Source organism: Streptomyces sp. NPDC030893, assembly GCF_055571535.1.
In genome coordinates this window covers 141977-164498 of sequence record NZ_JBVIFC010000016.1, presented here as the reverse complement: position 1 = coordinate 164498, position 22522 = coordinate 141977, and the positions used below count along the sequence as shown (strand labels likewise).

General features: G+C 69.9%; 25 protein-coding genes and 1 rRNA gene. 9 read left to right on the top strand and 17 right to left on the bottom strand.

Annotation, left to right across the window (positions count from 1 at the left end; genetic code table 11):
• A 5S ribosomal RNA gene (gene rrf, locus ACZ434_RS26835) occupies positions 1 to 87 on the top strand; the annotation flags it as partial.
• A gap of 89 nt (positions 88 to 176) precedes the next feature.
• The gene (locus ACZ434_RS26830) at positions 177 to 758 is read left to right on the top strand and encodes a GNAT family N-acetyltransferase (protein WP_468460164.1); all 582 of its coding nucleotides are present in this window, start codon (positions 177 to 179) and stop codon (positions 756 to 758) included.
• Here ACZ434_RS26830 and ACZ434_RS26825 read toward each other — a convergent pair.
• The 10 genes from ACZ434_RS26825 to ACZ434_RS26780 form a co-directional block, all read right to left on the bottom strand.
• A complete protein-coding gene (locus tag ACZ434_RS26825) occupies positions 747 to 2273 on the bottom strand; it encodes a type IV secretory system conjugative DNA transfer family protein (RefSeq protein WP_468460162.1) in 1527 nt (508 codons plus the stop codon). The genes ACZ434_RS26830 and ACZ434_RS26825 overlap by 12 nt on opposite strands.
• Positions 2274 to 2285: 12 nt before the next feature.
• Positions 2286 to 3695, bottom strand: coding sequence for an ATP-binding protein (locus ACZ434_RS26820; RefSeq protein WP_468460160.1), 1410 nt, complete (start codon positions 3693 to 3695; stop codon positions 2286 to 2288).
• Between the two features lie 13 nt (positions 3696 to 3708).
• Entirely contained in the window at positions 3709 to 5268 is a 1560-nt protein-coding gene (locus ACZ434_RS26815) for an SCO6880 family protein (RefSeq protein WP_468460158.1), read from the bottom strand.
• The gene (locus ACZ434_RS26810) at positions 5265 to 6614 is read right to left on the bottom strand and encodes a hypothetical protein (protein ID WP_468460156.1); all 1350 of its coding nucleotides are present in this window, start codon (positions 6612 to 6614) and stop codon (positions 5265 to 5267) included. The genes ACZ434_RS26815 and ACZ434_RS26810 overlap by 4 nt, the downstream gene beginning before the upstream one ends.
• The gene (locus ACZ434_RS26805; RefSeq protein WP_468460154.1) at positions 6604 to 7398 is read right to left on the bottom strand and encodes a DUF8175 domain-containg protein; all 795 of its coding nucleotides are present in this window, start codon (positions 7396 to 7398) and stop codon (positions 6604 to 6606) included. The genes ACZ434_RS26810 and ACZ434_RS26805 overlap by 11 nt, the downstream gene beginning before the upstream one ends.
• A gap of 200 nt (positions 7399 to 7598) precedes the next feature.
• Positions 7599 to 7907 (bottom strand): hypothetical protein, encoded by a 309-nt coding sequence (locus ACZ434_RS26800; RefSeq protein WP_030829533.1) that lies wholly within the window; start codon positions 7905 to 7907, stop codon positions 7599 to 7601.
• A gap of 206 nt (positions 7908 to 8113) precedes the next feature.
• On the bottom strand, positions 8114 to 8320 hold the full coding sequence (locus ACZ434_RS26795) for a DUF397 domain-containing protein (protein ID WP_468460152.1): 207 nt from the start codon (positions 8318 to 8320) through the stop codon (positions 8114 to 8116).
• 9 nt (positions 8321 to 8329) lie between these two features.
• Positions 8330 to 8515, bottom strand: coding sequence for a DUF397 domain-containing protein (locus tag ACZ434_RS26790; RefSeq protein WP_468460150.1), 186 nt, complete (start codon positions 8513 to 8515; stop codon positions 8330 to 8332).
• Positions 8516 to 8524: 9 nt separating this feature from the next.
• Positions 8525 to 8719, bottom strand: a complete 195-nt coding sequence (locus ACZ434_RS26785; protein WP_468460148.1) for a DUF397 domain-containing protein — start codon at positions 8717 to 8719, stop codon at positions 8525 to 8527.
• An 11-nt stretch (positions 8720 to 8730) separates the two neighbouring features.
• Positions 8731 to 9576 carry a helix-turn-helix domain-containing protein gene (locus ACZ434_RS26780; RefSeq protein WP_468460146.1) on the bottom strand — a complete coding sequence of 282 codons (846 nt, stop codon included), beginning with the start codon at positions 9574 to 9576 and terminating at the stop codon, positions 8731 to 8733.
• A gap of 296 nt (positions 9577 to 9872) precedes the next feature.
• Here ACZ434_RS26780 and ACZ434_RS26775 point away from each other — a divergent pair, with 296 nt between their 5' ends.
• The 5 genes from ACZ434_RS26775 to ACZ434_RS26755 all read left to right on the top strand — a co-directional run bounded on the left by ACZ434_RS26775 (position 9873) and on the right by ACZ434_RS26755 (position 13922).
• Entirely contained in the window at positions 9873 to 10211 is a 339-nt protein-coding gene (locus ACZ434_RS26775; protein ID WP_468460144.1) for an ATP-binding protein, read from the top strand.
• 90 nt (positions 10212 to 10301) lie between these two features.
• Positions 10302 to 11309 (top strand): C40 family peptidase, encoded by a 1008-nt coding sequence (locus ACZ434_RS26770; RefSeq protein WP_468460142.1) that lies wholly within the window; start codon positions 10302 to 10304, stop codon positions 11307 to 11309.
• Between the two features lie 213 nt (positions 11310 to 11522).
• Entirely contained in the window at positions 11523 to 12236 is a 714-nt protein-coding gene (locus ACZ434_RS26765) for a phosphatase PAP2 family protein (RefSeq protein ID WP_468460140.1), read from the top strand.
• Between the two features lie 570 nt (positions 12237 to 12806).
• Positions 12807 to 13652 carry an SCO4651 family lipoprotein gene (locus ACZ434_RS26760; protein WP_468460138.1) on the top strand — a complete coding sequence of 282 codons (846 nt, stop codon included), beginning with the start codon at positions 12807 to 12809 and terminating at the stop codon, positions 13650 to 13652.
• 105 nt (positions 13653 to 13757) lie between these two features.
• Positions 13758 to 13922 (top strand): hypothetical protein, encoded by a 165-nt coding sequence (locus ACZ434_RS26755; protein ID WP_468460174.1) that lies wholly within the window; start codon positions 13758 to 13760, stop codon positions 13920 to 13922.
• Between the two features lie 14 nt (positions 13923 to 13936).
• Here the strand turns inward: ACZ434_RS26755 and ACZ434_RS26750 are convergent, their stop codons facing one another.
• Positions 13937 to 14287, bottom strand: a complete 351-nt coding sequence (locus ACZ434_RS26750) for a metal-sensitive transcriptional regulator (RefSeq protein ID WP_468460136.1) — start codon at positions 14285 to 14287, stop codon at positions 13937 to 13939.
• 239 nt (positions 14288 to 14526) lie between these two features.
• On the opposite strand from ACZ434_RS26750, the gene ACZ434_RS26745 reads away from it, so the two are divergent.
• The gene (locus ACZ434_RS26745) at positions 14527 to 15147 is read left to right on the top strand and encodes a DUF47 domain-containing protein (protein ID WP_093769288.1); all 621 of its coding nucleotides are present in this window, start codon (positions 14527 to 14529) and stop codon (positions 15145 to 15147) included.
• A gap of 7 nt (positions 15148 to 15154) precedes the next feature.
• The gene (locus ACZ434_RS26740) at positions 15155 to 16153 is read left to right on the top strand and encodes an inorganic phosphate transporter (protein WP_468460134.1); all 999 of its coding nucleotides are present in this window, start codon (positions 15155 to 15157) and stop codon (positions 16151 to 16153) included.
• 172 nt (positions 16154 to 16325) lie between these two features.
• Here ACZ434_RS26740 and pstB read toward each other — a convergent pair whose 3' ends face one another.
• From pstB to ACZ434_RS26710, 6 genes are all read right to left on the bottom strand, one after another.
• A complete protein-coding gene (gene pstB / locus ACZ434_RS26735) occupies positions 16326 to 17102 on the bottom strand; it encodes a phosphate ABC transporter ATP-binding protein PstB (protein ID WP_468460132.1) in 777 nt (258 codons plus the stop codon).
• A 70-nt stretch (positions 17103 to 17172) separates the two neighbouring features.
• Positions 17173 to 18225: a phosphate ABC transporter permease PstA gene (gene pstA, locus ACZ434_RS26730; RefSeq protein ID WP_468460130.1), complete on the bottom strand. Its 1053-nt coding sequence runs from the start codon at positions 18223 to 18225 to the stop codon at positions 17173 to 17175.
• Entirely contained in the window at positions 18222 to 19229 is a 1008-nt protein-coding gene (pstC, locus tag ACZ434_RS26725) for a phosphate ABC transporter permease subunit PstC (protein WP_468460128.1), read from the bottom strand. Before pstC ends, pstA begins: the two co-directional genes overlap by 4 nt.
• A 133-nt stretch (positions 19230 to 19362) precedes the next feature.
• On the bottom strand, positions 19363 to 20490 hold the full coding sequence (gene pstS, locus ACZ434_RS26720) for a phosphate ABC transporter substrate-binding protein PstS (protein ID WP_468460126.1): 1128 nt from the start codon (positions 20488 to 20490) through the stop codon (positions 19363 to 19365).
• A 221-nt stretch (positions 20491 to 20711) separates the two neighbouring features.
• The gene (locus ACZ434_RS26715) at positions 20712 to 21161 is read right to left on the bottom strand and encodes an NUDIX hydrolase (protein WP_468460125.1); all 450 of its coding nucleotides are present in this window, start codon (positions 21159 to 21161) and stop codon (positions 20712 to 20714) included.
• Positions 21162 to 21199: 38 nt separating this feature from the next.
• The gene (locus ACZ434_RS26710; protein WP_468460172.1) at positions 21200 to 22192 is read right to left on the bottom strand and encodes a CHAD domain-containing protein; all 993 of its coding nucleotides are present in this window, start codon (positions 22190 to 22192) and stop codon (positions 21200 to 21202) included.
• Positions 22193 to 22522 lie beyond the last annotated feature (330 nt).

The window sequence follows — 22522 nt, the reverse complement described above, 5'->3', positions numbered from 1 at the left end:
GGTTACATTCCGAACCCGGAAGCTAAGCCTTACAGCGCCGATGGTACTGCAGGGGGGACCCTGTGGGAGAGTAGGACGCCGCCGAACAAATAGTGAGAAAGCCCCCGTGCCATTCGGCACGGGGGCTTTCTGCGTTTCGGGACGGCTCGACGAGCCCCGGTACTACCGTGGCGGCCATGAGTGTCAGTGTCATGTCTTTCGAGGACTGTGTCATCCGGCCGGTGCGGGCCGAGGAGTGGGCCGCGGTGAAGGAGCTGCGGCTCACCGCGCTGCGGGATCCGCTGGCGCATCTCGCCTATCTGGAAACGTACGAGGCCGCCGCGGCCAGGCCGGACTCGTTCTGGCGGGAGCGCGCGGCCGGCGGGGCGGAAGGCGCCGGAGGAGCACGGCAGTTCGTCGCCGAGACGGCGGACGGGAGCTGGGTCGGCACGGTCGCCGTGCTGATAGAGGAGGCCGGGGGGACGGACTGGGCGGGGTTGGCCGTCGAGCGGCGGCAGGGGCATCTCGTGGGGGTGTATGTGGCGCCAGGGCACCGGGGGAGCGGGCTGACCGAGGCGTTGTTCGATGCCGCGCTGGAATGGGCGTGGGGGCGTGGCACGGAGCGGGTGCGGCTCATCGTGCACCCGGAGAACGCGCGGGCGCTGGGCTTCTACCGCAAGGCGGGGTTCGTGGAGAGCGGGGTGCGCGTGCCGTTGGGGGACGGGCCGGACGAGCACGAGCTGGAGATGGTGGTCGGGCGGCCCGGGTCAGACCGGTAGTTCGTCGTGGGGCCAGCGGGTGCGGGCCTGTTCGCGGGAGCGGAGCAGGGCCAGGGTGGGCATGCCCCGGTCCCTGCCGCCGGCGATGAGCTCCGGGAGCTGGGGGAGCGGGGCCACGGCCGCCACATCGTCCAGGACGAGGGTGAGTGGTGGGTCGAGCCGACCGGAGGATGACCGTTCGGCCATGCGCCGGCCGTGCTCGACCACGTGTGAGGCGAGCGCCGTCAGCAGGGGCATCGCGCCCGGGTTGGTGCGGGGATCCTCGATGGATTCGCCCACAACGTAAAGCGTTCCCCCTTCGTCGATGAAGGAATCCAAGGCGAGGGCATCATTTCGGTTGGGAGTGCACGCCTCGCGGACATGGAGGGTGGAGAGGGCCGACAGCGCGCGGGTGGTCAACTGCTGGGCCATGTCCCGGCGGTCGGGGTGCGCGGTGAGGGCCGCTTCGAGTTCGCCGGCGGAGCCGGAGGCGGCCTTGGGGTTGGTGCGGAGGATGCGTACGGCGTCGTACACCTGGACGCCCTGGGCCCAGCGGTGGACGTGGCGGACGGTGCGGCCGTCGACGGCGGCGGCGTGCACATAGCTGCGGAGCAGCGTCTCGGCGGTGTCGCTGACCGCCTGGTCGAGGCGGGAGGTGGGGCGTACGGGGGCGAGGAGCGCCGCCGCGCGGGAAGCCGCTGTCGCCTTCTCCTCGCAGCCGGCCGTGGGGGACCAGTGGAGGCGGGCCGGGGTGTCGCAGAGGTGCGTGGGGTCGTAGAGGTGGGTGGGGCCCAGTTTGGCGCGGGCGTCCTTGGTGTCGTGCCAGAGGGTGGGGTTGGAGGTGAGGACGAGGGTGGGGCCCTCCGCGTCCCGGATGGCCTGGGCGGCTGTGGTGTGGCGGGTGGCCGGGGGGCCGTAGTGGAGGCCCGGGCCTTCGGAGCGGGGGGTTTTCCGTCCGTCCGCGGGTTCGTCCTTGGATGGGGCGGTGAGCGCGGCGGTCCGTGGTTCCGCCGGCTGCGGGTCCGGTGGCACTTGCTCGGGCACCCTCGGGGCCGGTACCTCGTGCAGGTGCTCGGGTGCCGGCTCGGGCTCCCGTGCGCGCTCCGGCCGGGGTGCCGGCTGCGGCTTCCGTAGGCCCGCCGCGCGCTCCGCCCGGCGCCGGGCCCGTACCGCCCGCCAGCGGGCGACCGTGCCCACGACGAACACCGTGAGGACGGCCAGGATCATCAGCTGGCCGATGAACAGGCCCCAGAAGAGGCCGTACCCGGAGAGGTCGGTGGCCGGGGCGTCCGGCCAGGCGGCGGGGAGGTCCCGCGGGTCGGCGACGAGGTGGCGCACGGCGACCGGGGTGCGGGTGAAGCTGACGCCGGACGGCCAGCGGCCGTGGGCGAAGAGGCCCGCGAGGCCCGTGGCCGTCCACACCATCGTGGTCAGGCCGAGGAGGAAGCCGAGGATGCCGATCAGCAGCCCGTCGGGGATACCGCCCTGGCTGCCGCCGCCGGCCCCGCCGTGCCCACGGTGATCGTCCGGTCTCACGCCCTGCTCCCCCTACGCCACCGTCGATTCGGAGTCGCCGACGTGCTGCTCCACGAAGGCCGCCGCCCGTTCCTCCGCCTCCCGCTCGGCGGCGCGCAGGGCGTCGTCGGCGAGGTCGGCGGAGGATTCGGTCATCGCGCGGTCGGTGAAGACCAGGGGGCGTTCGGTCTCGGTGACCAGGTGTTTGACGACCTGGACGTTGCCGTTGACGTCCCAGACCGCGATACCGGGGGTGAGCGTCGGGATGATCTCCACCGCCCATCGTGGCAGGCCGAGGACCCGGCCGGTCGCCCTCGCCTCGTCCGCCTTCTGGGCGTAGATGGTCCGGGTCGACGCCATCTTCAGGATGGCCGCCGCCTCCTTCGCCGCCGCACCGTCCACCACGTCGGACAGGTGGTGGACGACCGCGACGAACGACAGGCCGAGCCGCCGCCCGAACTTCAGCAGCCGCTGGAAGAGCTGGGCGACGAACGGGCTGTTGATGATGTGCCAGGCCTCCTCGACCAGGAAGATGCGCTTCTTCCGGTCGGGGCGGATCCAGGTGTGTTCCAGCCAGACGCCGACGATCGCCATGAGGATCGGCATGGCGATGGAGTTGCGGTCGATGTGGGACAGGTCGAAGACGATGAGCGGCGCGTCGAGGTCGATGCCGACGGTCGTCGGGCCGTCGAACATGCCGCGCAGGTCACCGTCGACGAGGCGGTCCAGGACCAGGGCGACGTCCAGGCCCCACGCCCGTACGTCGTCTATGGCGACGTTCATCGCCTCCGCGGACTCCGGCTCCGGGTGGCGCAGGCGTTCGACGATGTCGGAGAGGACCGGCTGGCGTTCGACGATCGTCTCGTTGACGTAGGCGTGCGCGACCTTGAGGGCGAAGCCGGAACGCTCGTCCAGGCCGTGGCCCATCGCGACCTCGATGATGGTGCGCAGCAGGGCGAGCTGGCCCGTCGTCGTGATCGACGGGTCGAGCGGGTTGAGGCGGATGCCGTGGTCCAGGGCGGCCATCGGGTCGAGGCGGATGGGAGTGATGCCCATCTCCTGCGCGACGAGGTTCCATTCGCCGACGCCGTCCTCGCCCTGCGCGTCCAGGACGACGACCTGGCGGTCGCGGAAGCGCAGCTGGCGCAGGACGTACGTCTTCTCCAGGGCCGACTTGCCGTTGCCGGACTCGCCGAGGACCAGCCAGTGCGGTGCCGGCAGCTGCTGGCCGTAGAGCTGGAACGGGTCGTAGATGTAGCCCTTTCCGGAGTAGACCTCGCGGCCGATGATGACGCCGGAGTCGCCGAGGCCGGGCGCGGCGGTCGGCAGGTAGACCGCCTGTGCCTGGCCCGTGGACGTGCGCACCGGCAGCCGGGTCGTCTCGACCTTCCCGAACAGGAAGGACGTGAAGGCCTCGGTGACGACGGACAGCGGATCCCGCATGGCGGCTCAGCCCCTACCTTCGAATGCCGGTGGCGAACGGGAGTGTGTTCACGAACGCGCGGTGGTGCTCGCGGTCGCACCACTCCAGCTTCAGGTACGACTTTCCGGCCGACGCCCGTATGGTCCGCTTGTCGCGGGCCAGGGCCTCGGGTGTGCGGGAGGAGACCGTGATGTAGCCGACGAGGTTGACGCCCGCGGCGCCGCTGGCGAGGTCCTCGCCGCGCTGGTCGAGCCTGCTGTGGGCGGCCATGTCGCGCGGGTCGACGGTGCGGTTCATCTTGGCGGCGCGGGACGCCTCCGCCACGTCGTTGGTCTTCTCGGTCAGCATCCGCTCGATGGCGACCTCGGTGGGTTCGAGGTCCATGGTGACGGCGACCGTGCGGATCACGTCCGGGGTGTGGACGAGGAGGGGGGCCAGGAAGTTGACGCCCACGGGGGTCATCGGCCACTCCTTGATCCAGGCGGTGGCGTGGCACCAGGGGGCGCGGGTGGCGGACTCGCGGGTCTTGGCCTGGAGGTAGGTGGGCTCCATGGCGTCCAGCTCGGCCGGCCAGGCGTTGCGCTGCGTCATCGCCTGGATGTGGTCGATCGGGTGGTCCGGGTCGTACATGGAGTGGATCAGCGAGGACAGTCTGCTCTGGCCGAGCGGCTGTCGTACGCGGATGTCGGCCTCCTGGAGCCGGGAGCAGATGTCGGTCAGCTCACGGGCCATGACGACGGCGAGCCCCGCGTCCCGGTCGACCTTGCCGCCGCCCTGGCTGCGCATCGCGCGGGCCATGGTGTTGGCCTCGGTGGCCAGTTCGCGGTTGTAGTGCATGCAGGCGACCAGGTAGGCGCGGTGCTGCTCGCTGCTGGTGGACACCATCGACTGGAGCTGCTCGTACGACTGCCGCAGCCACGGCGGTGACTTCTCGTCGCCGCGCAGGGAGACGTCCTTGGCGTGGGCGTCGGGGTCGGCGGGCAGGGTGCGGGCCAGCATCTGAATGCGGGTGACGAAGCCGTCGCCGTTGGCGACGTGCTTGAGGAGCGTGCCGAAGCGGTCGACGAGGGCTTCCTGGTCCTCGGAGTCGCGCAGGCCGACGCCCGGTCCCTCGATCTCGATGGCCGCGGTGACGGTCTTGCGGTCCGCGTGGAGCAGTACGGCGATCTCGTCCGGGCCGAAGGGCGCGGCGAGCCAGGTGATCCGCCCGATCCCGGGCGGCGGCCCGACCGCCACCTCGCGTCCGTCCATGCGGGTGCCCGCCTCGACGGCTCCGGAGCGGTAGGTGGTGCCGCGGCGCACGGTGCGCTTGTAGCTGCGGTTGATCTCGAACCATTTGTAGAACGTGCGGCCCTTGTACGGCACGTAGACCGCGGCCAGCGCGATCATGGGCAGGCCGGCGAGCAGCACGATCCGCACGGTCAGGACGGGGACGAGAAGCCCGCACATCATGCCGAGGAACGCGCCCACGACGATCAGCGCGATCTCTCCGGTCTCGCGATTGCGGCCGACGATCGCGTTCGGCCGGGCGCGGCCGATCAGATACGTACGGCGGGGCGTGACCGGATGGGACAAGTGGGACTCGGTCGTCAACGCCCTTCACCTCCCGTGCGGTTGGTACTGCTGTTGCGGGTGCTGCTGGCGTGGGGGGTGTTCACCGGGCTGCCCGAGCGGGGTGCGGGGGCGGCGGTGCCGGTGCCGGTGCCGCTGCCGCTCGGGGCGCGGGAGCTGTGCGCGGCGACGCCGCCGGAGGCGGGGTTGGAGGCGCGGGCGCCGGAGGACTGGCCGCCGCCACCGCCGCCGTGGTTGTCGGCGCGGGTGCTGTGCGTCTTGATGCCCTGGGCGACCAGGGTCGCGGGGGAGCTGATCACGGCGGCGGCCTTGCCCTCGGCGCCCTGCATGAGGCGGTTGTTGCGGGAGCCGGCGATCTCGTCGCCGAAGCCGGGGACGAAGCGGTAGATCATCGCCGAGGCGAAGATGGCCAGCAGGATGATCGCCAGTCCGGAGACCACGGCGGAGAAGGCGTCCGGGCCTTCCTCGGCGGAGAGCGCCCCGGCGAGGCCGAGCACGATCACGATGACGGGCTTCACGAGGATCACCGCGATCATGATGCCCGCCCAGCGGCGGACGTGGCCCCACAGGTTCTTGTCGACCAGGCCGGCGTAGACGACCGTGCCGAGGAGGGCGCCGACGTAGAGCAGGGCGGCGCGGATGACGAGCTCCAGCCAGAGGATGCCGGCGGCGAGGATGGAGACGAGCGAGACGACGATCAGCATGATCGGGCCGCCGCCGATGTCGTCGCCCTTCTCGAGCGCGCCGGCGAACGTGCCGAAGAACGTGTCCGTCTGGTCGCCGGTCGCCTTCGCCAGCACGTCGGTGATGCTGTCGGTGGCCGAGACGACGGTGTAGAGGATCAGCGGGGTGAAGGCGGAGGCGAGCACGGTCAGCCAGAGGAAGCCGATCGCCTCGGAGATCGCGGTGGTGAGGGGGACGCCGCGCACTGCGCGTTTGGCGACGGCGAGGAGCCAGAGCAGGAGCGTGAGGATCGTCGACGCGGCGAAGACGACGGCGTACTGCTGGAGGAACGTGTCGTTGGTGAAGTCGACGTTCGCCGTGTCCTCGACGGCACCGCTGAGCTGCTTGATCGTCCAGGAGGCGGCGTCGGCACAGCCCTGGGCGAGGGAGGCGAGGGGGTCGAGGGTGGCGGAGGGGTCGTCGAGGGTGGTGGCACCCTCGCCGTTCTCACCCGCTTGTCCACGTTCGCAGTACTCCTTGGCGGGGCCGGCGATCAGCTCGCAGGGGTTGTCGCCCTCCGTCGGCGTCGGTGTCGGGGAGGGCGAGGGGTCTGCGGCGGCCCGCGCGGCCAGCAGGACGGCGGTCGCTTGAACGGCGGCGACAAGGCCGGTGAGCTTGAGGACGCGGTGTCGGCTACCGGGCATAGGTGAGGCCTCCGAACTCCTGGACCGCCTTGCTGATCTCATCGGCTCCGGAAGCGGGATTGTCTCCGGGGACGGGCGTGGGGCCGGTCTTCTGGGTGGTCTCCGAGACCTTCCAGTCGCCACCGCTCCAATTGAGCTTCATGGTCACCGTGAACCAACTGCTGGTGACGGGGTTGGTCGACTTCTCTCCGGCCAGGCCGAAGAGACCCTGGCACCAGACCTCGACGGTCGCTGCGTTGTCGCTGTAGGCAGTCACCTTGGTCCCTGCGGGGACCGTGCGGTTGACGAACGTGCTGCCGTCGGGGGCCTTGCCGTCCTCGTCGAGCCCGAGGGACTTGAGGAAGTCGGCGGAGTAGTCCGCGTCGAAGCCGGACTGGAGGCTGTCGACGGAACGGGAGTCCGCCAGGGCCTGCACGATCTCGCGCCGGCGGTCCGGGCGGAACATGCCGTCGGAGCCGAGCGCCACCGCGTAGTTCGCCGCCGCGCTCTCCGCGCCCTGGCGGTCGTGGGCGAAGCCGGAGGGGATGCCGGCCGTCTTCGTGTCCACTGGCTTCTTCCCCGAAGGGGCCGTCGCCGCCGACTTCGGCGAGTCGCCGGAGCCGCCTTCCTCCCCCGCGGAGTCGTCCCCTCCACGGTTCGCGAAGGCGATCGCGGCGATCAGGACGACCACCACACCGACCACGGTGATGAGGCTGCGCGATGACGAGCGGGCGCCTCTGCGCGCGCCGCCGCCTGCTTCCGGCAGACGGGTGCGGGTCTGACCGGTGTCGTCTCCGAGACTCATGCCGCGTACGCCCCCTCAGCGTTGTGCGGATACACCTCGTACTCCGTGTACTCCACGTACGACGGTAGCCGGGCCGGCTCCCGTTCGGGTGCGGTGTGGTGACTGGACATCAGGGAAACGCAACCTCAGCCGGTGGGCACGACGGGTGGGTGGGATGGAGGGGGTGCCGGGCGTGCCCGGTCGGGAGTGGTGGCGCGGAGCTACACGGCCATGCCGTACACGATGGTGAACAGGGTGCCGAGCGAGCCGATGATGAAGACGCCCGTGAGCCCCGCGATGATGAGGCCCTTGCCCTGTTCGGCGCTGAACGTGTCCCTCAACGCGGTGGCGCCGATGCGCTGTTTGGCCGCCCCCCAGATGGCGATGCCCAGGCAGATCAGGATGGCGACCGCCATGACCACCTCGATCATGATCTTGGCCTCGTTGCCCAAGCTGCCGAAGGGGCCCCAATCCGGAGCGATCCCGCCGATAATGGTGTTGATGTCTCCCTCGTCGGCCGCGAAGAACATGTAAGTCACCGCCCCTGTATGGGTAGTTCCGCACCCCTGCGGTGGTGCAGAGGTCAGGACTCATTGTCGCCGACGATGGCGCTCTCGTATGTCGACTTGGCGTCATCTGTTGGCGGGTTTCGTAGGAACAGCTTGCCACCGGCGCGCGCCGGGCCCCGGCAGGGGCGCGCTCCGATGGGTGAAGAGTCGTATCGTCGCTCTGTGTATCACGTGATGTAACGCTGAGCAACGAAGCGGGGCTCCTCCCTGACGGCCCGGATGAAGCGCCGGAATGCTTCGTGGGTCGTGGTGAGTATCGCGTCCCCGGGGTCGGCGGAGTCGGCCATGTGGATCGCGGTGGGTGTCCTGGCTACGTGCACGCAGGACTCGCCCTCGCCGCAGTGGGAGGACTTCTGCCATGGGAGTGCGTGCATGACTGCCTCTCAGGTCGGCTGACGGATGCTCGCGGTCTTGACCGCGCGGATGAAGGTGCGGAACGCCTGGTGGCTGGTGGTGAGCACCGTGTCGGCGGAGTCGGCTACGTGGGTCGCGGTGGGTGTCTTGGCCACGTGCACGCAGGAGTCGCCGGAGGCGCAGTACGAGGATTTCAGCCAAGGGAGACTGTGCATGACTGCTCCTCAGGTCGGTTGGCTGCTGCCCACTGCCTTCACGGCATCGATGAAGCGCCGGAACGCTTCGTGGGTTGTGGTGAGTATCGCGTCGCCGGGGTCGGCGGAGTCGGCTATGTGGATCGTGGCGGGTGTCATGGCTACGTGCACGCAGGAGTCGCCCTCGCCGCAGTAGGACGACTTCTGCCAAGTGGACTGGGGCACTTCAGGTCCCTTCAGAGATCTTGGTGGATGGCGTGGATGAGGTCCCGAGACTTCTCCGGTGGGAGGGCTCGGGACTCGACCCGACGGAGGACGTTGCGGTACTTGTCGAGTTGGGCCTCTGCGTCGAGGAAGACTGGGCCGTGAGACTGGTCGAGGTGGACCGTGTCGAGCTGAGGCACCGGCCCGCGTGAGTAGAAGATCGACTGCCCCGACCCCGGGAAGCCTCCGGCCGCGAACGGGATCACCCTGATGGTGATGTGCTCCCGCTCGCTCATGTCCAGCAGGTGCCGCAACTGGGCTCCGGCAGTAGCCGTGCTGCCGAATCGCATCCGCAGGGCGGCTTCATGGATGAGTGCCAGGTACGGGGTTGGGGAGTCTCGGTAGATCACCGCTTGGCGCTTGATGCGGAACGAAGCGCGGTGCTCGATGTCGGGTGGTCCGAGCTCAGGGACGACCTCACGGAACAGCGTCCGGGCGTGGTCGATCGTTTGAAGCAGTCCGGGGATATGGGCCGTCACGGCGCTGCGCAGATGCATCGCGTGGTGTTCGAGCTCGGCCAGGTCCAGTAGTGAGGGTGACAGGAGGTCGCGGTACTCCTCCCACCAGCCACGCCTGCGCTCGCCCGTCATCCCGGCGATGGCTTCGACGAGGCTTTGGTCGGCGCATTCGTAGTGGTGGGCCATGGTGCGGACGCGATCGGGGCTGACTCCTGCCCGACCTGCCTCCATGTTGCTGATCTGGTTCGGCTTGATGCCGAGAAGTTGACCGGCCTCGACGGCCGTCAGGCCGGCGCGCTCTCGGAGTTTGCGCAGTTCGCTGCCCAAGCGGAGCTGGCGGCCCGTCGGATTGCTTCTCACGGGCTGGCTGCCTCCTTGCCGTGCGTGTCACTCACACGAGTGCAGTATGTGGGTTTCTATCGAAACCGTTAAAAGGTTTTCACGGTCGCCGCTAGCTTTAGTTGCAGGCGCCCCATCCAGAAGCGCACCGATCGACGGCTCGGCACTGCCACTGGGTACCTGTTCGCATCCATCCAACCAACTGACCTGACTGACAGGAGACTTCCATGTCCACCGTATCCCCGGCCTGGTCCTACACCCTTCATCTCTCGCGGGATCCGCGGTCGCCGGGTATTGCCCGTTCGACCCTGCGGTCCGTGCTGGGGGCCTATCGGCTCGGGGAGCTCGTGCCCACGGCCGAGTTGCTCGCCTCCGAGTTGCTGACCAACGCGCATCTGCACACCGACGGGCCGTACGCGCTCTACATCCGGCCCACCGTGTCCGGGCAGCTTCGGGTGGGTGTGTGGGACAAGGACCCCACCGTTCCCGTCGGGCTCGGGGACGGGCGGGCCGGCGGGGGCATGCCGCACGGGGGTTCGGAGGGTGGGCGGGGGCTCGCGCTCGTGCGGGCCTGTGCGGACGCGTGGGGTGCGTCGTTGCTGGGCGGGGTGGAGGGGGCGTCGGGTGGCAAGGTGCTGTGGGCGGAGTGCGGCTGACCGTGCATTTCGTCGTACGGGATCGGCCCGTAGGGCGGGTGCCGCCCTTACACTGTCGAGCGGCGGTGACTGCCGGACGGTGAGGGGTGGTTGACGGTGCGTAAGGTGTGGGTCGGTGCGACCCTTGCCGTCGGCTCCGTGCTTGCCTTCGTGATGCTGCTGGTCGTCGGGGTGTACGTCATCGCCGGGAACGTGGTCAACGGCGTGGGCGGGGCGACCAAGGCGCTCGCCAAGGGCAGCGTGCCGGCCGAGTACCAGCAGCTGGTCTCGACGTGGGGCAACCTCTGCCCCGCCATCAATCCCGCCCTGCTCGCCGCCCAGCTCTACCAGGAGAGCGGGTTCAACCCGAAGGCGCAGAGCCACGCCGCGGCGCAGGGCATCGCCCAGTTCATCCCCGGCACCTGGGCCGCGCACGGGATCGACGGCGACGGCGACGGGGACCGGGACGTCTGGGACCCGAAGGACGCGATCCCGTCCGCGGCGAAGTACGACTGCACCCTCGCGGGCTATGTGAAGGACGTCGGCGGGGATCCGACCGAAAACATGCTGGCCTCCTACAACGCGGGGGCGTACGCGGTCATCAAGTACGGGGGTGTCCCGCCGTACAAGGAGACGCAGAACTACGTCAAGCGCATCCGGTCGCTGGAGAAGAGCTTCGCCGCGCCGGTCGGGCGGGTCGACCCCTCGAAGCAGGCCGCCGGAGCCATCGCCTACGCGCAGAAGAAGCTCGGGACGCCGTATCTGTGGGGCGGTAACGGCACGGCTGACCAGGGCGGACGGTTCGACTGCTCGGGGCTGACCAAGGCGGCGTACGAGAGTGTGGGGATCACGCTGCCGCGCGTGGCGAACGACCAGTACAACGCCGGGCCGCACCCCAAGCGGAGCGAACTGCTCCCCGGTGATCTGGTGTTCTTCTCGGACGACCTCACCAATTCCCGGGCCATCCGGCATGTGGGTATTTATGTCGGCGGCGGGTACATGATCGACGCGCCCCGGCCGGGTGCCGTGATCCGATTCGACCCGATCGACACTCCTGACTACTTTGGTGCCACCCGTGTCACCGAGGATGGCGCGAAAGCACTCCCCACGACGGTGTGAGCGGAGCGTTAACCCTCCCCCTGAGCTGCGGAGATGTATCTCTCTTCGATAACGTCTGCGTGATCATCTGGTGGAGCGTGGAACGTATCAACGGGTGTCATGCGTTCCTGTTGTCGTAGCCGAGCCGATGAGCGGATCTACGGACCACGGGGGTGGTTGAAGACGGCGTGCGAACGGTGCGCCGGGAGATATTGACGAAGGGGCCGCAGCACCATGGCTGGACTCGCCGATTCCGGGTCGAACCCCGACGTCGACCTGCTCTACGACATCAATGGCCTCGCCAAGGACGCGCCGCCGTGGTTCGACCGAGTCATGGAGTTCGTGGGCGAGTTCGGCATCCTGTTCGCTCTGCTGGGGATGCTGGTCTGGTGCTGGTGGGGCGTCAGGAAGCGGGGCGGCGAGGACGCGGCCCCCACCGTGGCGGCCCTGGTCTGGGCCCCGCTCGCGGCGGGCGTCGCGGTGCTGGTGAACGTACCGATACGTGGATTCGTGGAGCGGCCACGGCCCTTCAACGACCATGAGGGGCTCGAGGTCCTGGTCCAGGGCAAGACCGACTACTCGTTCGTCAGCGACCACGCGACGCTGTGCATGGCGCTGGCGGTGGGGCTGTTCCTGGCCAATCGGCGGCTCGGGATCATCGGCTTGGTGTTCGGGCTGCTGGGCGGGTTCATCCGCGTCTACATGGGTGTGCACTATCCGACGGACGTCATCGGCGGGCTTGCGCTCGGTACGTCTGTCGCGCTGCTGCTGTCGCCGGTGGCGATGGCTCTGCTGACGCCGTTGATGCGGGCGATCGAGCGGTCGCCGCGGGGTGGGTGGCTGGTTGTTGCGCAGGGGCGGCGCGGGCGTGAGCGGGGGGCTCGGGGGGGCGGGGCTCGGAACGGGGCGGGGGCCTCGGGGGCGGATGAGCGGGATTTGGCTGCCTGATCTTGAGGCTGGGTGTTGACGGCCCGTCCGGGGTTTTCCCGGGCGGGCCGTTTGCTGTGCGGGCCGTTTGGTTGCGCGGGCCGTTTGGCTGAGCGGGGGGTGGCGGCTGGCGGGGGGTGTTGCGCAGCCCGGCGTTTGCGGGGTGCCGCTGCGCCCACCCGTGCCGCCCTGGGGGTACCCCCTCTGGGGGAGGCACGATTGCCCGCAGCTGCGGGGCCGGGTGCTCGCAGCTGCGGGGGCGGGGTGCCAACAGTTGGGGGGCCGGGGTGCTCGCAGGCGCGTGGTGCGGGTGCTCGCAGTGGGGTCACTCGGGGGTGTGGTTTTGGGCGTCCTTGCGGGCCTGGCTTCGGGCTCTTCTCGCGGGGCCGCGCCAGCCGCAGGTGCAGCGGGCTGTGCAGAAGGGGCCCTGTTCCGTGGTGGTCGTGGTGTGGGGGCCGGGGGCCGGCTCGTCGTCCTCGTGCGGCACCCGACCACGGTATCGCCCGGCCCATCGGCGTGACGGGGCCACTTACCGGTCGTTAACCCCGACGACAAAGCGGCCCGTGTCGGACGGAGCGGGGGTAGGCAGGCATGGCTCGACGACGGCAGCGGCACAGGCGGATGCGCGGCAGGGTGGCTGTGGTCGGGGTCGTGTGCTGCGTGGGGTTCGGGAGTGCGGGCTGCGCCCGCGGTGACGTCACCGCCGACGGCGCCCCCGCGGGGGATCCCGTGCGGGTGCTGCGGGAGGCGGCCGGGGTGCTGGTGGACGCCGGGAGCTCCAAGGCGCGCACGTCCCTGGAGATGGCCACCGGCGGGACCCGGGTGACCATCCGGGGCGAGGGGGTCTACGACTACCGCAAGCGGCTCGGCCGGCTGAAGGTGCTGCTGCCGCAGGGCCCGGCCGGTGAGACCGTGCGGCGGCCCATCACCGAGCTGCTCGCTCCGGGTGCGCTGTTCATGAAGAACCGGGGAGCCGGGGTGCCCGCCGACAAGTGGGTGAGAGTGGACACCGGGACCCTGACCGACGGGAACCTCGTCACCGGCGGGGCCACCGATCCGTTCGCCGCCGCCGAGGTGTTGCTCGGGACGCGGTCGGCGACGTTCGTCGGGCGGACCGAGGTCGCGGGGACGAAGGTGCTCCACTACCGGGGGACCGCCGACCTGGAGAAGGCCTCGCGGGCGGCCTCGGAAGCGAACCGGGGGCCGCTGGGCGCGGCGGCGAAAGGGTTCGCCACCGTGCGGGTGCCGTTCGACGTCTACCTCGACGACGAGGGCCGGATCCGTAAGGTCCGGCACCGGTTCAGTTTCGTCAACGGACTGCAGGCCGAGCCCGTCGCGGTCGCCTCGACGACGCTGCTCTACGACTTCGGGGCCCCCGCCGACGTACGGCTCCCCGAGGCCGGGGACATCTACGCCGGCCGGATCGCCGAGGAGTGAACGGCCCGGAGTGACCGGCGCGAACTAGCCCTTCCGTGCCATGCGCGGTGCGTAGGGCGCTCCCTACTCTAGGAAGCCGGTGACGACGGAGACGAGGTGAGGCGCGTGGCTCCGCTCAGGACGGTTCAGGACCACGTGGCGCTCGCCGAGATCGAGCTGTGCGGGGAGCTGATCATCGCCGCCTCCGCCGCCGAGGACCGGCTCAGTCTGGAGAGCATCGACGAGGTGCTGCGGGTGGGCGAGGCCCGTGCGGAGTCCGCGGAGGACTGAGGCCCCCGGCCGGGTCAGGTGCGCAGCATGCGGGCGATGGCCTGGGTGGCCTCCTTGACCTTCGCGTCGATCTCGTCGCCGCCCTTGAGGGCCGCGTCGGCGACGCAGTGGCGCAGGTGCTCCTCCAGCAACTGGAGCGCGAACGACTGCAGGGCCTTGGTGGAGGCGGACACCTGGGTGAGTATGTCGATGCAGTAGACGTCCTCGTCGACCATGCGCTGCAGTCCGCGGATCTGGCCCTCGATGCGGCGCAGTCGTTTGAGGTGTTCCTGCTTCTCGTGGTGATAACCGTGAATTCCCCGGTCGTGATCGGTCACCACCTCGGGGGTGGAGGCCGCGTCCGCGCCGGTTTCGGTGGTCGTCATCGCGTCCTCCTGTGATGGTGATGGCCGATATATACCCCTGGCGGGTATATGGTACCGAACTTTGCTGGGTATAGGCCTGTTGGCCAATGACATGCGCCGCGGCCGGAAACGGGCCTCGGCCCGCCCCCGTGCTGATCGCTGTGCCTGATGGGCGACACTGGGGGGCGGCCCGTTACACGTGGCCGGATGATGCGCCTAGCATCAGCCTGACCGACACCGATGCATACCGAGGACCCCACGTGCGCTTTCGTCTGACCCCCAGGGAGACGAGCTTCTACGACATGTTTGCCGCGTCCGCGGACAACATCGTCACGGGCTCCAAGCTCCTGATGGAACTGCTCGGGGCGGACACCTCCGCCCGGGCCGAGATCGCAGAGCGTATGCGGGCCGCGGAACACGCCGGTGACGATGCCACGCACGCGATCTTCCACCAGTTGAACTCCTCGTTCATCACGCCCTTCGACCGCGAGGACATCTACGCCCTCGCGTCCTCCCTCGACGACATCATGGACTTCATGGAGGAGGCCGTCGACCTCGTCGTCCTCTACAGCGTCGAGGAACTGCCCAAAGGCGTCGAGCAGCAGATCGAGGTCCTGGCACGGGCCGCGGAGCTCACCGCGGAGGCCATGCCGCACCTGCGCACCATGGAGAACCTCACCGAGTACTGGATCGAGGTCAACCGTCTGGAGAACCAGGCCGACCAGATCCACCGCAAGCTGCTGGCCCACCTCTTCAACGGCAAGTACGACGCCATCGAGGTGCTGAAGCTCAAGCAGATCGTGGACGTACTGGAAGAGGCGGCGGACGCCTTCGAGCACGTGGCGAACACGGTGGAGACCATCGCGGTCAAGGAGTCCTGAACCCTTCATGGACACCTTCGCACTGGTCGTGACCATCGGGGTCGCGCTCTTCTTCACGTACACCAACGGCTTCCACGACTCGGCGAACGCGATCGCCACGTCCGTCTCCACGCGCGCGCTCACACCTCGGGTGGCGCTCGCGATGGCGGCCGTGATGAACCTCGCCGGCGCGTTCATGGGGTCCGGGGTCGCCAAGACCGTCAGTGAAGGGGTGATCCAGACACCCGAGGGCTCGAAAGGGATGGGGATCCTCTTCGCCGCCCTGGTCGGGGCGATCGTCTGGAACCTGATCACCTGGTACTTCGGCCTGCCGTCGTCCTCGTCCCACGCGCTGTTCGGGGGCATGGTGGGGGCCGCGCTCGCCGGCGGGACGACGGTGTACTGGCACGGCGTGGTCGACAAGATCGTCATTCCGATGTTCGTGTCGCCGGTGGTGGGTCTGATCGCCGGTTACCTGGTGATGACCGCCATTCTGTGGATCTTCCGGCGGGCGAATCCACACAAGGCCAAGCGGGGCTTCCGTATCGCGCAGACGGTGTCCGCGGCGGGTATGGCGCTGGGGCACGGTCTGCAGGACGCGCAGAAGACGATGGGCATCGTGGTGATGGCGCTGGTCATCGCCGATGTCGAGGATTACGGCGATCCGATTCCGGTGTGGGTGAAGATCGCCTGTGCGGTGATGCTGTCCGCGGGGACGTATGCGGGGGGCTGGCGCATTATGCGGACGCTGGGGCGGAAGATCATCGAATTGGATCCGCCGCAGGGGTTCGCCGCGGAGACGACGGGTGCGTCGATCATGTTCGGGTCGGCGTTTCTGTTTCATGCGCCGATTTCGACTACGCATGTGATTACGTCGGCGATCATGGGTGTGGGGGCGACGAAGCGGGTCAATGCGGTGCGGTGGGGGGTTGCCAAGAACATTGTTCTCGGGTGGTTCATCACCATGCCTGCGGCGGCGGCTGTTGCCGCGTTGTCCTACGGAGTGGTGAGCTTGGCGTTCTTGTAGCTGGGCGGGGGGTGTTGCGCAGCCCGGCGTTTGCGGGGTGCCTCCCCCACTCTCGGCTTCGCTCGAGCCCCTGCGGCACGACTGCCCGCAATGACGAAGGCCCGCCCCCGGGTTCGGGGGCGGGCCCTTTGCCTCGCGGTGGCACCGCCATGCAGCACCGCGAGGGGATCGGTCAGCCGAAGCGGCCGGAGATGTAGTCCTCCGTGGCCTGGACGGACGGGTTGGAGAAGATGCGCTCCGTGTCGTCGATCTCGATCAGCTTGCCGGGCTGGCCGACGGCCGCCAGGTTGAAGAACGCGGTGCGGTCGGAGACGCGGGCCGCCTGCTGCATGTTGTGCGTCACGATGACGATCGTGAACCGCTCCTTCAGCTCGCCGATCAGGTCCTCGATGGCGAGCGTGGAGATCGGGTCCAGGGCGGAGCAGGGCTCGTCCATCAGGAGGACGTTCGGTTCCACCGCGATCGCCCGCGCGATGCACAGGCGCTGCTGCTGACCGCCGGAGAGGCCCGAGCCGGGCTTGTTGAGCCGGTCCTTGACCTCGTTCCAGAGGTTGGCGCCCCGCAGGGACTTCTCCACGATGTCGTCCAGCTCGGACTTCTTGTACTTGCCGTTCAGGCGCAGGCCCGCCGCCACGTTGTCGTAGACCGACATGGTCGGGAACGGGTTCGGGCGCTGGAAGACCATGCCGACCTCGCGGCGCACCGCCACCGGGTCGATGCCGGCGCCGTACAGGTTCTCGTCGTCGAGCATGACCTTGCCCTCGACCCGGCCGCCGGGCGTCACCTCGTGCATGCGGTTGAGGGTGCGCAGGAAGGTGGACTTGCCGCAGCCGGAGGGGCCGATGAAGGCCGTCACCGAGCGGGGCTCCACGGTCATCGAGATGTCCTCGATGGCCAGGAAGGAGCTGTAGTAGGCGTTGAGGCCGCTGACGTCGATGCGCTTGGCCATGGGTATCACTTCTTCTTTCAGGTCTGGGGGTGGCCTTCGGCGACCGGCCACGCGGCGGAGCCGCAGAGTGTCAACGCGGGGCCTTCCAGCGGGCGATGCCGCGGGCCGCCAGGTTGAGGATCATGATGAAGGCGATGAGCGTCAGGGCCGCCGCCCAGGCACGGTCGTACGCCGCACCCGAGCCGCCGCTGTTGGCGTACTGCAGGTAGATGTACATCGGCAGCGACGCCTGCGGGTCCTGGAACGGGTTCGCGTTGATGAAGTTCGTGACCCAGACCAGCAGCAGGACGGGGGCGGTCTCACCGGTGATGCGGGCGATCGCGAGCATCACGCCCGTGACGATGCCGCCGATGGAGGTCGGCAGGACCACCTTCAGGATCGTGCGCCACTTCGGCACGCCCAGGGCGAGGGACGCCTCGCGCAGCTCGTTCGGGACGAGCTTGAGCATCTCCTCGGTGGACCGGACGACCACCGGGATCATCAGGATCGACAGGGCCATCGAGCCGGCGAAGCCGGACGGGCCCATCTTCAGGATCAGGACCCACAGGCTCAGCACGAACAGACCGGCGACGATCGACGGGATGCCCGTCATGACGTCGACGAAGAAGGTGACGGCCTTGGCGAGCTTGCCGCGCCCGTACTCGACGAGGTAGATCGCGGTGAGCACACCGATCGGCACGGAGATCAGGGTGGCGAGGCCGACCTGCTCCAGGGTGCCGAGGATGGCGTGGTAGATGCCGCCGCCGGGCTCGGAGTCGGCGACCACGCCCATCGAGTGGGTGAGGAAGTAGACGTCGAGGACCTTCACACCGCGCTTGACCGTCTCCCAGATGAGGGAGGCCAGCGGGGTCACGGCCAGGATGAAGGCGACCCAGACCAGGCTGGTCGCGGTGCGGTCCCTGGCCTGGCGGGGGCCCTCGACCTTGGCGGAGATGCCGTAGGAGCCGAGGACGAAGAGCAGCGAGGCGATCAGGGCCCACTGGATGCTGCTGTTCAGGCCGGCCGCGGCGCTGATGCCGTAGCCCAGGGCGAGGGAGCCGGCGGCGACCGCCCAGGCGAACCACTTGGGCAGGGTCGCGCCGCGCAGGGAGCTGCGCTTGGGGGAGAGGGTTGCGTGGCTCATGCGTTGGCCCCCGAGTACTCCTTGCGGCGGGCGATGATCAGGCGGGCCGCGCCGTTGACCACCAGGGTGATGACGAAGAGCACCATGCCGGAGGCGATCAGCGCGTCCTGGCCCATCACGGTGGCCTCGTTGAACTTGCTGGCGATGTTCTGGGCGAAGGTGCCGCCGCCCGGGTCGAGCAGGCTGGCGCTGATGTCGAAGGACGGCGAGAGCACCATGGCCACGGCCATGGTCTCGCCGAGCGCGCGGCCGAGGCCCAGCATCGAGGCGGAGATGACGCCGGAGCGGCCGAAGGGCAGCACCGACATGCGGATGACCTCCCAGCGCGTGGCGCCGAGGGCGAGGGCCGCCTCCTCGTGCATGCGCGGGACCTGGCGGAAGACCTCACGGCTCACGTTGGTGATGATCGGGACGATCATCAGGGCGAGCAGGATGCCGATGGTGAACAGCGAGCGCGGGGCGCCGCCGTTCCAGTCGAAGATCCCGGTCCAGCCGAGGTAGTCGTCGAGCCAGCCGTAGAGGCCGCCCAGGTGCGGCACCAGGACGAGGGCGCCCCACAGGCCGTAGACGATGGACGGGACCGCGGCGAGCAGGTCGATCACGTACGCGATCGGGCCGGCGAGCCGGCGGGGCGCGTAGTGCGTGATGAACAGGGCGATGCCCACCGAGATCGGGACCGCGATGACCATGGCGATGATCGACGACACGACGGTGCCGAAGGCCAGGACGGCGATGCCGAACTCCGGCGGGGTGCCGCTGGGGTTCCAGTCGAAGGAGGTGAAGAAGTTCGCCTCGTTCTTGCTGATGGCTATGGAGGCGCGGTAGGTCAGGAAGGCCGCGATGGCGGCCATGAGGACCAGGACGAAGATGCCGGATCCGCGGGAGAGCCCGAGGAAGATCCGGTCACCGGGTCGGGTGGCCCCGCGCGCGGCGCGCTGGTCCGTGGGCGCGGCCGGGCCGGGTGCGGCGGGGGGTGCGGCGGGTTTCTGTGTCGTGATGTCCATCGGGTTCTCCGGTCTGCGGAGCCGCCGGGGCCGGCGGCTCGGTCGGAGCCGTCCGGGGTCCGGGGGCTCCTGATGGCGGTGCACCGGACGGTGCGGACCGGCTCCGTGGTCGGGGCCGGTCCGCACTCTCGGGTCAGGCGAGGCTCGAGATGGTCTCGCGGACCTTGGTGATGATCTCCTCGGGCATCGGGGCGTAGCCCGCGTCGGCCAGCAGCGACTGGCCGTCCTCGGAAGCCATGTAGTTCAGGAAGGACTTGGTGGTGGGCAGGGTCTCCGCCTTGTTGCCCTTGTCGCAGACGATCTCGTACGTCACCAGGACGATCGGGTAGGCGCCGTCGGCGGACGGGGTGTAGTCCAGCTCCAGCGCGAGGTCCTTGCCGGTGCCGACGACCTTGGCGGCGCCGATGGCGGCGGTCGCGTTCTCGACGGTGGCGGCGACCGGCTCGGCGGCCTCGGTCTTGATGGAGACGGTGTTCATGCCGTCCTTGGCGTAGGACAGCTCCATGTAGGAGATGGCGCCGGGGGTCTGCTTGACCTGCTGGGCGACACCGGAGGAGCCCTGCGCGGACTGGCCGCCCTTGGCCTCCCAGGACTTGCTCGGCTCGTACGTCCAGTCCTTGGGCGCGGCGGCCTGGAGGTAGGTGGTGAAGTTGTCCGTGGTGCCGGACTCGTCCGAGCGGTGGAAGGCCTGGATCTTCAGGTCGGGCAGCTTGGCGTCGGGGTTGAGCTTGGCGATCGCCTCGTCGTTCCAGTTGGTGATCTTGCTGTCGAAGATCTTGGCGAGGGTCGGCGCGTCCAGGACGAGCTCGTCGACGCCTTCGACGTTGTAACCGACGGCGATCGGACCGCCGACCATGGGCAGGTCGATGGCCTGGCCGTCCTTGCAGATCTTCTGGGACTGCTTGATCTCCTCGGCGTCCATCGCGGAGTCGGAGCCCGCGAACGAGGTCTGGCCCTGGAGGAAGGCGGTGATGCCGGCGCCCGAACCGGTCGGGTTGTAGTTGACCTGCACGCCCTTGCACGCCGCGGAGTACTGCTTGACCCAGGCGTCGATGGCGTTCTTCTGCGCGGAGGAGCCGGAGGCCTGGAGCTGGCCCTTGGCGTCGCCGCAGTCGATGTTGCCGGCCTGCGCGGTGGCGGAGGCGTCACCGCCGTTGCTGTTGCCGGTTTCGTCGGAGCCGCACGCCGTGAGGGCCAGGGCGCCGGAGACGGCGAGAGCACCGAGAGCGAGGGCCCGCCGGTTCTTGCGCTGAAGCTTCACTTGAGTCCCTTCCAGTGGCCGCCGTCCTGAATTCGGCGGCGTGCGAAGTGTGGGTGACACGGTCCCCCATTCCCGGGGGCGGTCCGCATCGCGTAAGGCCGAAATTAGGCAGATCAGGTGAAGCGGCCGATTGGCGTACATGAACGAGGGGTGAACCCCTGTGGACGGTGCGGTGAGGTCACGGAACGCTTACGTCGAGGACACGGGGCGATACCGGACGGTCAGGGTGCTGCCGGGCGGAGCGTGGCGAGCAGGGCGTCCACGAGGGCCGCGTCGTCGGGGCGGGTGAGGTGGGCGCGGGCGGCGTCCGGGGGGAGCCAGAGGAGGCGGTCGACCTCGTCGTTCGGGGTGAAGGCGCCGGAGACGGCCTCGGCCGCCCAGTAGCGGACCTGCTTGGGGCGTCCGTTGGCGAGATAGTGCGCGGTGGGCAGCTCGGCGGCCGGTACGGCGGTGTGCCCGGTCTCCTCGGCGACCTCGCGCAGGGCGCCGGCCAGCGGGTCCTCGCCGCGCTTCAGTTTGCCCTTGGGCCAGGACCAGTCGTCGTACTTGGGCCGGTGGACGAGACAGAGTTCGAGCTCGCCGGTCACGGGGGAGCGGCGCCACAGGACGCAGCCGGCGGCCCGGACGGTGAGGGCGCGGGGCCGGTTCCCGCCCGGGTCGTGGGTGCTCACCGTGTGCCTCCGTGCTCTGTGCTCCGTGGGTGGCCGGCCTATGGCGTGCCGAGTGCTTCCTTCCGCCAGGCGCGCTGGAACGCGTACCGCGCTGCCTCCACCTCATGCCGCTGGTCGGCGTGGAGCACGCCCAGCGCGTACGCCGTGGCCGGGGCGATCCGGGGGGTGCGGGCGGCCTGCGCCGCGGCGGCGGCCGCCTCGGAGGCGTCGCGGTGCCGGTCCAGTGCCTCACCGGCGGCCAGGAGCGAGGGGTCGGTGCCGGCGCGCAGGACCTCGCGGGCGTAGCGGTGCAGCCGCAGCAGCAGCCGCACCTGGTGCCACGGGGCGTCCTGCGGGTGCGGGGACGGGTCCGGGGAGAGCCCGTGGATCAGCGCCTCCGCGTTGTACGGGCTGCCCGCGGTGAGCAGCGGCAGCGCGGCGACCGCGTCGGCGAGCCGGTCGCGCGCGGCGTCGGCCTGCCGGCGCAGGTCGACGCCGTCGGCCGCCGGGGACAGCGGCACCTCGCTGGCGAGTAAGGCGACCTTGTCGGCGACCCCGTGGAACCGGGAGGACCCGAGCGCCTGGAGCGCCGTGGAGTGCGCCCGGGTCCGGGCCAGCGTCAGCTGCCGGTCCAGCAGCGCACCGGCCTTGGCGGCACCGACGGTGAGGTTTCCCCGGTCGGGGGCGGGCACGGGCCGCCGTACGGCGGAACGTCCGCCGTCGGGCGCGAGCACACCGGCGGTGCGGGGGGCTTGGGGGGCGGTGGCGGTGGTCGCGGTGGTGGCGCTGGTGGTCGCGGTCCGCCGGGCGGGGCCGGTGCCTCCGGCCAGGGGGACGGTACGGGTCGGCCCGGTCGCCCGTGCGGTGCGTCCGGGCCTGGCGGCCGGGGCGGCGGGGGCCGGGTGGGCTGCGGGTGCGTCCGGGGTGCGGGTGTCCGTGGGGCCGGGGCGGGTGCCCGAGTGCGGGGTGAGGGTGTTCGCGGGGCCGGGGTGGGTGGTCCCGTCCGGGGTGCGGGTGCCCGTGGGGCCGGTGTGGGTGGCCGGGTCTGGAATGCGGGTGTCCGTGGGCGGGGTGAGGGCCGATGCGTCCGGGGTGCGGGTGTTCGTGGCGCTGGGGCGGGTGGTCTCGTCCGCCGTCTGGGTGTCCGTAGGGCCGGTGCAGGTGGCCGGATCTGGGGTGCTGGTGACCGTGGGTGGGGTGTGGGTGGCTGCGTCCAGGGTGCGGGTGCTCGCGGTGCCGGGGTGCGTGGTCCCGTCCGGGGTGCGGGTGTTCGCGGGCCCGGTGTGGGTGGCCGGGTCTGGAATGCGGGTGTCCGTGGGCGGGGTGAGGGCCGATGCGTCCGAGGTGCGGGTGCCCGTGTCCGGTGTGCGGGGGCTCGCGGT